We start from the raw sequence: 13399 nt of genomic DNA on the forward strand, positions 1-13399 counted from the left end.
AAACGCCACCGCCCCCACCACGTACCAGAGCGCCCTGAGCGGCCCGGGGATGGCGCCCGCGTCGCGGGCAGGCAACAGGCGCTGAGCGCGACCAGAAGCCGCGCCAGAGGCTCTCAGACGGTGCGGGAGGGGTGGGCCAGGCTTCAGGCGGGGCCGGCTTCCTGTCGAATCGCCCGCCTGGCGCCGGATCAGCCCAGCAGCGACAGTTCGATCACCCCATCCGCAAGGCCGTCAGCCGCGTCGAAACCGGCCAGCGACGCCGCGCCGCCGTAGACGACATAGCTTTCTCCGGCGTTCGACAGCCCCTCCGGCCGGGCCCCGCTGGCGCCGATCAGAAGGTCGGCGATGCCGTCGCCGTTCAGGTCGCCCGCGGTCGAGACCGAGGACCCGCTGGAATCGCCTGCCATGACGCCACGGAAGATGAACCCGTCGCTCCCGTCCAGGGCGGTCAAGTCGATCTCGGGGCCGAATCCACTGTCCGACCCGAAGACGACATAGCTCTCGCCGGCGCGATAGCGCCCGTCCGGATTGGCCCGTCCCGCCCCGATCAGCAGATCGTCGATCCCATCGCCGTTCACATCCCCGGCGGAGGCGATGGCAAAGCCGGCGTAATCCCCCAGGCCCGAGCCGCGGAGGAGGACCCCGTTGCTGCCGTCCAGCGCGTCGAGCGCGATACCTGGGTCGATCCCGCCGGCACGACCGAAGATCACATAGGCGTTTTCGCCGGTGTAATAGGACCCCTCGGTCGCATCCGGGGCGCCGATCAGGATATCATTGATGCCGTCGCCGTTCACATCCCCCGCCGCAGCCACCGACAGGCCGGCGTGATCGCCGGCGCCGAGCCCCCGGAACACCACCCCGTTGCTGCCGTCCAGCGTGGCGAGAGACAGTGTCGCCCCCAGCCCGCCGGCAGCGCCATAGACCAGATAGGCCTCGCCCGCGTCGATGCCGGTGGCGGGATCGGCCTGCGGCGCCCCGATCAACAGATCGTCGATGCCGTCGCCGTTGACATCGCCGGCCATCGCCACCGACCGGCCCGCCACATCGTCATTGTCGATCCCGAAGATCCGGGTGCCGCTGACCCCGTCGAGCGTACCCGGATCGAAGGTGGCATCGAAGCCGCCGGTGCTGCCGTAGATGACATAGCTTTCGCCAGCCGATCCCAGCCCCTCGGCCGGGGTGGTACCCACGATCAGGTCATCGATGCCGTCGCCGTTCACATCGCCGCCACCCGAAACGGAAACACCCAGGTGATCGCGCGCCGACAGCCCCTCGATCACAAAGCCGTTGCCGCCGGTGAGCGAGGTGCCGGAGGGCGGGAGCGCAAAGCCCGCGGCAGAACCGAAGATCACATAGGCCTTGCCCGCATCGTCGCCGCCGGCGGTATCGGCCATCCGCGACCCGATCAGCAGATCGTCGATCCCGTCGCCGTTGAGATCGCCGATGGAGGAGACGGCGGCGCCGACATTGGTCGACACGCCGATCCGGCCGACAACGAACCCGTTGATATCGCCGAACACGCCATTGTTGAGATTTCCCAGATAGACCGTATCCGAATTCTCGCCTGTGCCGTAGACAACGAAGGTCTTGGCCGTATTGGTGCCGCTCTGCCGCAGAGAGTAGAGCGCGATATCGTCGATCCCGTCGCCGTTGATGTCGCCGGCGGCGGCGACCGCGGCGCCGACATAGCCACCCGCCACATCGCCTCTCAGCACGAACCCGTAGGCAGAGGGGGCATCTGCCCCCGCCACCGTCACCGTCACCGTGCTTTCGCTGCGGGCGCCATGGCTGTCGGTCGCGGAGATCGTGAGGCTGACATCACGGCTGTCGCCGGCGGCCAGATCCTGGAACCCGGTGCCGGGGTCGAAATGCAGGATGCCGTCGCTGTCGACCCAGGCCGTGCCCTCTGGCGACCACTTCAGCGCGTAGATCAGGCTGCCGGCATCGTCGTCGCTGTCCGGATCGTTCGCCAGCGTGCTGAGATCCAGCGTCACCTCTGCCCCGTCCTCCACCGCCGTCAGCGCCCCATCGGCCAGCACCGGCGCGTCGTTGACGCCGTAGATCGGGATCGTCACCGTGCCGCTGTCGCTGGCGCCGGAGCTGTCGGTGACCGTCACCCCGATGACGATGTCGCGGGTCTCCGTCGCGGTCAGGGCTGTGAAATCGCCCGTCGCGTCGTAGTAGAGCTGATCGCCATCCACCCAGGCGGTGCCGGTCCCCGGCGCCGTGGTAACGGCAAAACTCAGCCCGGCAGCATCGCCATTGTCGATGTCATGCGCCAGTTCCGCCAGATCGATCTTGCTGGTGCGGCCACTGCGGCCGGGGAAGGCCATGACGGTATCGGTGAACTCCGGCGCGTCGTTGCTGCCGCTGACCACCAGTTCCACCGAGCCGGTCGTCTCCGCCCCGTGGCTGTCGGTCACCACCACCGCTAGGCTGAGGCTGCGGGTCTCGCCGGCAGCATAGGACTGGAACGCGGTCCCGGGATCGAGCCGCAGCACCCCATCGGTGATGCTGAAACTGCTGCCGAAGGGGCCATAGCGCAGAGCATAGCTCAGCGTGCTGCCATCGTCGTCGCTGTCCGGGTCGCCGCCCAGCGCCTTCAGATCCAGCGTGACCGGCGCGCCATCCTCGGTCACGGCCAGCCTCCCGGTGGTCAGCGTCGGCGCATCGTTGCGGCCGGTCACTTCCACGGTCAGCACCCCTTCGCCAGTGGCGCCATGGCGGTCGGTGGCGGCGATGCCGATGCTGACATCGCGAGTCTCGCCCTCGGCCAGATCGATGAAATCGCGGCCCGGATAGAACCGCAGCGCGCCATAGCTCAGATCGACGCTGCCCACCTCCGGCACCGTGGTCAGCACATAGCTCAAGCTGTTGCCATCATCGTCGCTGTCGGGATCCTGCGCCAGGGTGGACAGAAACACCCGCGCCGATCCCTCCGCCTCTGAGACCGCCAGGGTCGTCGCCGTGATGATCGGGGCATCGTTGGCGCCTGCGATCTCCACCGCAAGCGTGGTGGTGGCCGAACTCTCGCCATCGGTCACGCTGTAGCTGATGCGATCGGTCAGGCTGCGCCCGTCGATCAGCGCCTGCACCGCCGCCGCCTCGGGATCGAGGATATAGCGATAACTGCCATCGGCGCGGATCAGAAAGCTGCCGTAGCTGCCCGCCACGCTTTCCCCGACCTGCGCCGCGACCCCGGCCACCGCCGTGACCCTCAGCGCCGCGAGTGGATCGGCGCCGCTGTCATTGTCCAGCACGTTGCCCGCCAGCCGCAGGCTGTCGGCGTTCTCGCCGATGCTGGCCTGATCCGGCGTCGCCACCAGCCGGCCGCTGCCGGTCAGGACCTGGATCGCCTCCATCTCCTTCACCGTCAGCCCCAGCGAGGTGAAGGTGAAATCGCCGCCGCCTTCGGCCAGAAGCGCCCGGTAGCTGGCCAATTCGGTCTGAAACAGGCTGTCCGTCGCCATCCCGGCATCAAGGATCAGCCGCAGCGTGTCCTGACCGGCGCCGCCACGGAACAAATCGCTGCTGCCCGCATCCTCGGCCGAGGTCCAGATGAAGAGATCGTCGCCGCCATCGCCGCGCAGCACATCCGCTCCGGCACCGCCGGCGAGGATGTCGTTGCCGGCGCCGCCCAGCAGCCTGTCACGCCCGGCCCCGCCCGACAGCGTATCGGCTCCGGCGCCACCGTCGAGCAGATCGTTGCCGGCGTCCCCGTCCAGCCGATCCGCGCCCTTGCCGCCGGCCAGCTCGTCCGCGCCGGCGCCACCCGACAGGATATCGGCCTTGCCGCCGCCGTCGAGCTTGTCGTTCCCCGCACCCCCAGACAGCACATCCTTGCCGGCATTCCCGACTAGCTTGTCGCGGCCGCCGCCGCCCAGCAGCCGGTCGTTACCGGCACCGCCCTTCAGCGTGTCGTTGCCGCCATCGCCGGACAGGTCGTCATTTCCGGCGCCGCCCAGGATGCGGTCCCTGCCGGCGCCGCCTTCGATCTCATCGGCGCCGCCGCGACCGTTGGCCACGTCATCGCCGCCGCCCAGCAGCAGCAGATCCGCCTTGGCGCTTCCCCTCACCGTGTTGTCGGCCGCGCCGTCGAAGATCTTCACCTTGCCGGCGTATTGGCCCAGCTCCAGATCGTACTCCCCGGTCTGACCGCCGAAGGTCGCCTCCACCGCCAGAAAGGCGATCTCGGTCGCCGGTGCCTTGTAGATCAGGAAATCCCGATGCGGCGTGACCACCAGACCACCCACGTCGTTATAGAGCGAGACCTGCAGCGAACTCAGCCCCTCGGACCGGGAGGTGACGGTGGCGACATAGGTGTAGCCCTCGACGATGCCGCCCTCGATGCGGAACCAGTCCTCCTCTCCGAAGATGTTGGCAGAGGCGTCCTCTCCGGCATCGTCGATAGAGCCGCTGGCCTTGCCGGGCCGTTCGATCACATCGGGGGTCAGCCGGTTGCCGCCATGATCGTCCGCCGGGCCGACCCAGACGGTATAGGCACCGGTATCGCGATCATCGGTCATCGGGGTGATCACCGCGCCCTGCACGGTGATGGTGACATCGACCTCTTCGCCCGGGGTCCAGCTGTCCTGCCAGGACAGCGACAGCCCCGCGGTGGCGACCCCGCCGCCGGTGGAACTGCCGAGCGGCTCGTAATGCCCGGAGCTGAGCCAGATGCCATCGGCCAGATTCACATCCACGTCGATGTAATCGAGCGGATCCGCCCCCGCCGCAGTGGCGACACGAATGTCATAGACGAAACCGGCGCGCAGGGTGATGTTGAAGACATCCTTGTCGTCCGGCGTCTCGATCACCCCGGAAAGCACCTGATCGGGCGAGGTCAGCGACGCGGTCGGCGCCTTGTCGAAATGCCCGCCGGTCGCGGCGGTATCGCCCCAGTCGTCGACGATGAAATCGGTTCCGTCGCCTTTGACCACCGTCAGCTGATAGCTGTAGGTCTGACCCGGATCGATGGTCCTGGCGCCATAGTACGGCTCGAACGCCCAGACGATCCCGGTGAACCAGCCGGACAGATCGGCCGGATCGTAGAACAGGGTGAGCGGGCTGTCCGCCTGCACGGTTTCGAGCGTGACGCGGGTGTAATAATCGGAATTGACGCTGTCATACCCCGCGATCTGCACAGCACCTTCACCGGGATAGGTCACCGCCCCCGCCGGCCAGCTGACACCGATGGGCGCGAAGGCGGTGGATTCGACGTCGAGCACCCCCAGCGCCGTCTTCAGCGTGTCATCCGTGGTGGTGACGACAATCGTATAGAGCGAGTTGTAATCGGCCCAGAAGGTGAACCAGCCGCCCAGATCCTCCCCCAGAGACGACACCGAATAGGTGGTGCCCACCTCCAGAACCATTGCGGAACTGTAGGAGTCTCCCAGATCGCTTACCATATGCCTGTCGCCCTTATGTCGTCTGCCCTGCGGTGTTGCCGGCCGGCGGCCCGGCGTCCCCACCCGTTGCCGCCGGTCATACAGGCAAACCAGTCCGGGCCATACGCAACAGGCCCGCGACGGGATCAATTCGATGCGAGGCTGTTGCGCGAATGCAAAGCTGCCCGGTTTCACGGCAGCGCCGACCCGAAACAGACACGGGGTCCCGGCGAGTGCGCCCGGGACCCCGTATCGGCACCCCGGCAGGCCAGTCCCCTCCCCACGGGGGCCGGACCTGCCGCGGCGCTCAGGCCGGCTGCCGCTCTGCCGCGCCCCCCAGCGCGGTTTGCGGCACCGGCCCGGTGCCGGACTTGGGCCAGACCACCAGAATGGTCGCGATCCCCCTGACCCCGTCCTGCGCCAGGGTCTCCGGCAGTACGCCGAGCGGGCAGGTCAGCTGCCGCTCTGTCGGCTTCGATACCTCCACCCCGATCCGCACCGGCGCATCGGCCGGCAGGCCGGCGGCGATCAGCCCGTCGCGCAGCCGCGCAGCCTGCCCCACCGCCATATAGAGCGCGAGCGTGGTGCCGGGCCCGGCATGGCGCAGGCTGTCGGGCAGCGGATCGCCGGCGCGGCTCATCCCGGTGGTCAGCACCAGCGTGTCGGACACCCCGCGTTCGGTCAGCGACATCCCGGCATGGGCGGCGGTGGCGAAGGCGGCGGTGACGCCCGGCACCAGCTCCACCGCGATGCCGGCGGCATGGGCAGCTGCGATCTCTTCGGCGGCCCGCCCGAAGACCCCGGGATCGCCGGATTTCAGCCGCACCACCCGTTGCCCGCGCAGCGCCGCGGCGACGATGGCATTGTTGATCCGGGGCTGCGGCCAGGCATGGGCGCCCACCACCTTGCCGACATAGACCCGCTCTGCCCCCCGCGGGATCAGCTCCAGCACCTCGGGATCGACCAGCCGGTCGTAGAAGACGACATCGGCCTGCTGCAACCGGTCCACCGCGCGCAGGGTCAGCAGATCGCGGGCGCCCGGCCCGGCGCCCACCAGCGCGATATGCCCCCGGGAGAACCCCGCAGGCCGGCCGCTCGGCCGGCGCCCTGCCCCCGGTCCTCCGCCCAGGCGCAGGAACTTCAGGATACGGTCGAAACCGGAGAGCTCGCCGCTCAGGGTCGAGAAGGGCAGAGAAACGCGGGTCATCGGCAAACTCCTTCAGGCCGCACAGGGCAGGTGACGATCGGCCCAGAGCGCGCGGGCCTGGCTCAGCCCGTCCTCCGCACCCAGGGTTTCAAGGGCGAGCGCGGCGGTGCCCAGCACCACCGCCTCGGAAAACGGATCGCGCAGCGTGCCCTCCCAAAGCGCGCTCAGACGCACGGGATCGGCTTCGCCATCGTCCAGCCGGCGGGTTTCCTCCGGCAGAAGCCCGTCGAAGACCTGTTCCCAGGGATGCCCGCCGCGCAGGCCGAAGCCGGTGACGGCCTTGGCCGGATGGCGTTCGAATTCGCCGCCACCGCCCTTGATCACGGTCAGCGCAGGCAGCCGCAGCAGGGCGCCGGCATCGGCCTGCAACAGCCGGTAGGGCGGATGGAACACGCCCTGCACGCTGGCCCGGGCGCGACCGGGATTCAGCACCCGGCAGACAGTGTTGACGCAGGACCGCAGCCCCAGAACCTCCCGCAGGGTCAGCAGATCCAGCAGCTGCGGGCTCAGCCGTTCCAGCGGTAGATAGGCCAGCCGCTGATCCGCCAGCGCCTTGGCGACCGCATCGGGGCCGACCTGCGGGATCGCCAGCTGCGCCAGCCCTTGGCGGATCGCCGTGTCGGCGCCGTTCCAGCCATGCAGCAGCACCCGGTGCCCGGCCCGTGCCACCAGCCGCGCCGACAACAGGAACCAGGGCAGCCCGCGGGTCCGCCCGGCGGCATAGCAGGGCCAGTCCAGATCCGGCTGCGGCAACGCTGGCAGCGCCACCGCCGCGGCCTCGGCAAAGCCGGCGATCTCAGCGGCGGTTTCGCCCTTCATCCTCAGCAGCATCAGCAGTGCGCCCACCGCCTCGGGGGCAGCCCCGCCCGACAGCATCAGCGTCATAGCCTCGGCGGCCTCGCCCCGGGTCAGCGACCGGGACCGTCCCGGGCCACGGCCCAGGATGCGGACATGTTCCGCCAGGCTCATTCCGCCGCCTCGCGCGGGCGGGCACGGTCGATCAGCGCGCCGATCTCCGCCCGGCAGGAACCGCAGTTGGTGCCGGCCTGCAGCGCCGCGCCCACCGCCTCCACCGTCATCAGGCCATCGCCCTCGATCGCGGCGAGGATCGTATTCACCCCGACCCCAAAGCAGGAGCAGAGCGTCGGCCCCGGATCGGGCAGATCGGCGGGCGAGGCGCCCGACAGAACCCCCGGCGCGTCCTCTCCCGGCAAGGTGGCGAGATAATCGCGCATCACCGCCACCGGCTCCGCCGCGATGAAGAGCGCGGCGAGAAGCCGGCCCTTGTGGTGAAAGGCCAGCCGGGCGATGCCGCGACCGCGATCCTCCACCATCTGCACCTCGGCCTGCGGCAGGTTGAAAATCCGGCGCGCCTCCGCCTCCCAGTCCGGCACTGGCCCACTGCCGGCCAGCTCGGCCCGATAGCCGGCGCGGGTCCGCGCCAGCGCCCAGTAATCGCCCGTGGGCCGCATCGGCTGCAGCGAGATCGCGAAACCGTACCAACCGGCGGCGAACCGGCGCGCCGCGACCACGGCGGCCTTGCTCTCCGGTTGGCCCGAAACAGGGTCTGTTACCGGGGAAACCAGCGCATCGATGCGGGCGGAGGGGGCGTTTTCCCCGGTCCAGTGCATCGGCGCGAACAACTCTCCCGGCTGCACGGTATCGGTGATCCGCGCCCGCAGGATCGCCTGCCCGGCGGGGCTGTCCAGCGCCACCAGATCGGCAGGCCGAACGCCCAGCTGCAGCGCGTCGGCGGGGTGGATTTCAACGAAGGGTTCGGCCAGATGCGCCGACAGCCGCGGCGACAGCGCGGTGCGCGTCATCGTGTGCCACTGGTCGCGGATCCGCCCGGTATTGAGCCGGTAGGGATAGCGTTTGCCAGTCTTCGCCGCCGGCGGTTTCCAGGACACCGGCAGCATCCGCCCCTTGCCGTCCGGGGTGAAGAACCGCCCGTCGGCAAAGAACCGGCCGCCGGCGCGCCCGTCGGTCACCGGCCAGCGGGTCGGTTGCAGCGCCGCATAGCCGCTGTCGCTCAGATCCTTCAGCCCGGAGATATCGAAATCGCGCCCGAAGCCGCCAGCAATCCCGGAGAGGGCGGCATATTCACGGAAGATCTCCGCCGCATTGGCATAGTCGAAGGCCGCCCCCCAGCCCATGCGCCGGCCGACCTCGGCCAGGATATCCCAATCGGGGCGCGCCTGCCCGGGGATCGGCAGGACCGCGCGCTGGCGGCTGATGATACGGTCGGAATTGGTGACGGTGCCCTCTTTCTCCGCCCAGGCGGCGGCAGGCAGCAGCACATCGGCCAGCCGTGCGGTATCGGTGGCGCCGGTGATATCGCTGACCACGACGAAGTCGCAGCCGGCGATGGCGGCGCGCACCCGATCGGCATCGGGCATCGAGACCGCCGGGTTGGTGTGAATGATCCACAGCGCCCGGATCCGCCCGTCACCGACGGCGCGGAACATGTCGACCGCCTTCAGCCCGGCCTGATCGGCGATCACCGGCGCCTGCCAGAAATCCCGCACCGCCGCGCGATGCGCAGCATCCTCCAGATCCAGGTGACAGGCCAGCATATTGGCCAGCCCGCCCACCTCGCGACCGCCCATGGCATTGGGCTGGCCGGTGACGGAGAACGGCCCGCAGCCCGGCTTGCCGATGCGGCCGGTGGCCAGATGGCAGTTCAGGATCGCATTGACCTTGTCGCTGCCCGAGGACGACTGGTTCACCCCCTGGCTGAAGATCGTCACCACCTTCTCAGTGCCGAGCCAGAGCCCGCAGAAGGCGCGGATCGTCGCCTCGTCCAGACCGGTCTGGGTGACATCGTCGGCATAGGCGGCCGCGAGGGTGGCGTCGAAGCCGGTGGTGTGGCTGAGAAACGCCTGATCCAGCGCCCCACCTTCGTAGATTTCGACAAAAAGCCGGTTGAACAGAGCCACATCGCTGCCCGGCTTCACTGGCAGATGCAGATCGGCCCCGTCGCAGCTGGCGGTGCGGCGCGGATCGATCACCACCAGCCGGGGGCCGCGTTTCTTCCGCGCTGCCAGGATCCGTTGATACAGCACCGGGTGGCACCAGGCGAGGTTGGAGCCGACGAGGACGATCAGGTCGGCCTCTTCCAGATCCTCGAAGGTGCCGGGCACGGTATCGGTGCCGAAGGCGCGCTTGTGCCCGGCCACGGTCGAGGCCATGCAGAGCCGCGAGTTGGTGTCGATATTGGCCGAGCCGATGAAGCCCTTCATCAGCTTGTTGGCGACATAGTAATCCTCGGTCAGCAGCTGGCCGGAGACATAGAAGGCCACGCTGTCGGGGCCGTGTTCGGCAACGGTGCGGGCAAACCGGGAGGCCACCAGGTCGAGCGCGCTGTCCCAGTCGGTGTCCTGCCCGTCGACCTGCGGGCTGAGCAGGCGACCCTGCAGCCCCAGCGTCTCGGCCAGGGCGGAGCCCTTGGAACAGAGCCGGCCGTAATTCGCCGGATGCTCCGGGTCGCCCTTGACCCGGGCGCCGCCCTTGCCGTCGGGCTCCATCAGCACGCCGCAGCCCACCCCGCAGTAGGGGCATGTGGTGCGGATCGTCCCTGCACCGACCCGCTCCATCAGAGCGCCCCCGCCAGCGCGACGGCCGAGGCGTCGAACAGCATCCGGCCGTTTTCGACCCTGATCGGATAGGTCGCGATCTGTCCCTGATCCGCGCCGAGCGCCATCCCGGTCTCCAGCGAGAACACCCAGTTGTGCAGCGGGCAGGTGATCTTGCGGTCGTGCACGATGCCTTCGGACAGCGGCCCGCCCTTGTGCGGGCAGCGGTCGGCAGTGGCAAAGACCTCAGCCTCTGCCGTGCGGAAGACGGCGACGCAGCCGGCCGGCGTCTTCAGAACCCGGGCGCCCCGCAGTGGCACCTCTTCGATGGAACCAATGTCGATCCAGTTCATTCCGCGGCCTCCAGGCTCAGGGTGGCAAGCGGGGCATAGCGCGCCCGCAGGGCGGTTTCCCCGGCCTCGCTGGCCCAGGGATCCTTGCGATAGACGGATTGCGAGATCTCGAAGCGATCGATCAGCGCCTGACGGGTGTCGAGATCGTCGACGATCTGCGCCTTGACCCAGTCGAGCCCGACCTTGGCGACCCACTTATAGGGTCTATCAAGGTATTTTGCCTGTTCGCGATACAGCTGGACGAAGGCGACGGTCAGGTCGATCGCCTCCTGTTCGGTCGCAACATCGGCCAGACGCTCGGTCTCTTTCACCTCCATCCCGGCGGCACCGGCAACGCTGACCTGATAGCCGCTGTCGACACAGACAATGCCGACGTCCTTGCAGGTGGCCTCGGCGCAGTTGCGCGGACAACCGGAGACGCCGAGCTTGACCTTGTGCGGCGTCCACGAGCCCCAGAGGATCTGCTCCAGCTTGACCCCGAGACCGGTGCTGTCCTGCGTGCCGAAGCGGCAATGTTCAGACCCGACACAGGTCTTTACCGTCCTCAGCCCCTTGGAATAGGCGTGGCCCGACACCAGCCCGGCGCGGTTCAGATCGGCCCAGATCCCCGGCAGATCCTCGCCCCGCACCCCCAGCAGATCGATCCGCTGGCCGCCGGTGACCTTGACGGTGGGTACGCCGTATTTGTCGGCGGCATCGGCGATGGCACGCAGCTCGTCCGGGGTGGTGATCCCGCCCCACATGCGCGGCACCACCGAGAACGTGCCGTCCTTCTGGATATTGGCGTGGCGACGCTCGTTGACGAAGCGGCTCTGCGGATCGTCGCGATAGTCCAGCGGCCAGTCTGCCAGCAGGTAGTAATTCACCGCCGGGCGGCAGACATGGCAGCCATTGGGCGTGGTCCAGCCCAGTTCCTGCCAGACCGCCGGCTGGGATTTCAGCTCCTGCGCCTTGATCAGGCGGCGCAGATCCTCATGCGTCAGATCGGTACAGCCGCAGACCGGCTGCGCCGCCGGGGCGGCATAGGCGTCGCCCAGCGTCAGCTCCAGCAGCTGTTCGACCAACCCGGTGCAGGTGCCGCAGGAGGCGCTGGCCTTGGTGCAGGCGCGCACCGCCCCCAGATCGCCCGCCCCGCCCTGGATCGCCCCGACGATGGTGCTTTTGCATACGCCGTTGCAGCCGCAGATTTCTGCATCATCCGGCAAGGCTGCAACGGCTGCGAGAGGGTCCGCAGAGCCGCCCCCCTGATAGGCCGGGCCGAAAATCAGCGTCTCGCGCATCTCCGACACGTCGGTGGCGTCCTTGATATGGCTGTAGAACCAGGCGCCATCGCCGGTATCGCCATACATCACCGCCCCCACCAGGCGGTTGCCCTCCAGCACCAGCCGCTTGTAGACGCCGCGCGCCGGATCGCGGAAGACGATATCCTCGCGTCCCTCGGCCTCGGCGAAGTCACCGGCGCTGAACAGATCGCAGCCGGTGACCTTCAGCTTGGTCGAAACCTCCTTGTTGACGAAACGGTCGGCCCGGCCGGTCAGCGTATGCGCCAGCACCTTGGCCTGATCGTAGAGCGGCGCCACCAGCCCGAAGAGCGCGCCGTCATGTTCGACGCATTCGCCCAGGGCCAGCACATCCGGATCGGAGGTGACCATCTGATCGTCCACCTGCAGCCCGCGACCGACCGCCAGACCGGCCTCCTTCGCCAGCGCGACCGAGGGGCGAATGCCCACCGCCATCACCAGCAGGTCGAAGGGCAGCTCGGTGCCGTCATCCAGCAGCAGCGCCCGGGCACGGCCATCGGGACCGGCGACGATCTCCTTGGACACCGCCTGGCAGAGCACCTTGATGCCCTTGTCCATCAGCGACTTGCGCAGCAGATAGCCGGCGGCCTCGTCCAGCTGACGCTCCATCAGGTGGCCCATCAGATGCACCACCGTCACCTCGACCCCGCGCGCGGCCATACCGGCGGCGGCCTCAAGCCCCAGAAGGCCGCCGCCGATCACCACGGCGCGTGCTCCGGGCTGCTCTCCCAGCGCGATCATCGCCTCGGTGTCTTCCAGATCGCGATAGGCGATCACCCCGGGCAGATCGTGCCCCGGGATCGGAATGATGAAAGGGTCGGAGCCAGTCGCAATCACCAGCTTGTCATAGGCCACGGCGCCGGCCTCACCGATCACCTGCCGGGCGGCACGGTCGATGCCGACCACCCGTTCGCCGAACCGGCAGGTCACCCCATGGGCGGCGTACCAGTCGTCGTCATGGGTGACGATGTCCTCATAGGTCTTTTCGCCCGACAGCACCGGCGACAGCATCAGCCGGTTATAGTTGCCGCGCGGTTCGGCGTTGAACAGCGTCACCTCATAGGCGCCGGGCTCTGCCTCGAACAGATGCTCCAACATCCGGCCAGAGGCCATGCCGGCCCCGATCACGACCAGTTTGCGGGTCATTGCAGCGCCTCCCCTTCGGTATAGGCCGCGGCGATCATCACGCCGGACAGCAGATCATAGGCCGCGGTCCAGGCGGCTTCGGTCTCTGCGGTGAAGTCATCGCCCAGACCCTTTTCCAGGGTCCTGAGCAGCGAGGCGCCGACCTTGGCGTAATCCTCAGGCTGAACACCGTAATCGACATGGCGCACCGCCAGATCGCGGGCCACCGGAGCGATCCGGTCGAGATCGCGCAGCCCGTTGACCACCACCCCCAGGGTCGCCATCAGCTTGGCCCCCTGGTCGCGCATGTCTGCCCCGGCGAAATAGGGTTTCACCTCAGGCGCGGTTTCGAACAGATCGGCATAGAAAATCTCTGCCGCCGTTTCGCGGATCGGGATCACCTTGGCGAAACTGTCCCGAACCAGGTCTATCTGGGTCTCGTTCATCACTG

Annotated in this window: 7 protein-coding genes; all 7 read right to left on the reverse strand. The window is 68.5% G+C overall.

Translation table 11 applies throughout. The annotated features are described in order from the left end of the window. Positions 1 to 188: 188 nt before the first annotated feature. On the reverse strand, positions 189 to 5408 hold the full coding sequence (locus tag QO033_RS08885; RefSeq protein WP_284480604.1) for an Ig-like domain-containing protein: 5220 nt from the start codon (positions 5406 to 5408) through the stop codon (positions 189 to 191). A 286-nt stretch (positions 5409 to 5694) separates the two neighbouring features. Further along, positions 5695 to 6594, reverse strand: coding sequence for a uroporphyrinogen-III C-methyltransferase (cobA, locus tag QO033_RS08890; RefSeq protein ID WP_284480605.1), 900 nt, complete (start codon positions 6592 to 6594; stop codon positions 5695 to 5697). 12 nt (positions 6595 to 6606) lie between these two features. Continuing rightward, positions 6607 to 7563 carry a glycosyl transferase family protein gene (locus QO033_RS08895; protein WP_284480606.1) on the reverse strand — a complete coding sequence of 319 codons (957 nt, stop codon included), beginning with the start codon at positions 7561 to 7563 and terminating at the stop codon, positions 6607 to 6609. Next, entirely contained in the window at positions 7560 to 10190 is a 2631-nt protein-coding gene (locus tag QO033_RS08900; protein WP_284480607.1) for a nitrate reductase, read from the reverse strand. The genes QO033_RS08895 and QO033_RS08900 overlap by 4 nt, the downstream gene beginning before the upstream one ends. Further along, on the reverse strand, positions 10190 to 10522 hold the full coding sequence (nirD, locus tag QO033_RS08905) for a nitrite reductase small subunit NirD (RefSeq protein ID WP_284480608.1): 333 nt from the start codon (positions 10520 to 10522) through the stop codon (positions 10190 to 10192). Before nirD ends, QO033_RS08900 begins: the two co-directional genes overlap by 1 nt. After that, positions 10519 to 12969: a nitrite reductase large subunit NirB gene (gene nirB / locus QO033_RS08910; RefSeq protein ID WP_284480609.1), complete on the reverse strand. Its 2451-nt coding sequence runs from the start codon at positions 12967 to 12969 to the stop codon at positions 10519 to 10521. Before nirB ends, nirD begins: the two co-directional genes overlap by 4 nt. Then, positions 12966 to 13394, reverse strand: a complete 429-nt coding sequence (locus tag QO033_RS08915; protein WP_284480610.1) for a globin family protein — start codon at positions 13392 to 13394, stop codon at positions 12966 to 12968. The genes nirB and QO033_RS08915 overlap by 4 nt, the downstream gene beginning before the upstream one ends. Positions 13395 to 13399 lie beyond the last annotated feature (5 nt).

The sequence above is a fragment of the Pseudodonghicola flavimaris genome (assembly GCF_030164425.1).
Lineage (GTDB): Bacteria > Pseudomonadota > Alphaproteobacteria > Rhodobacterales > Rhodobacteraceae > Pseudodonghicola > Pseudodonghicola flavimaris.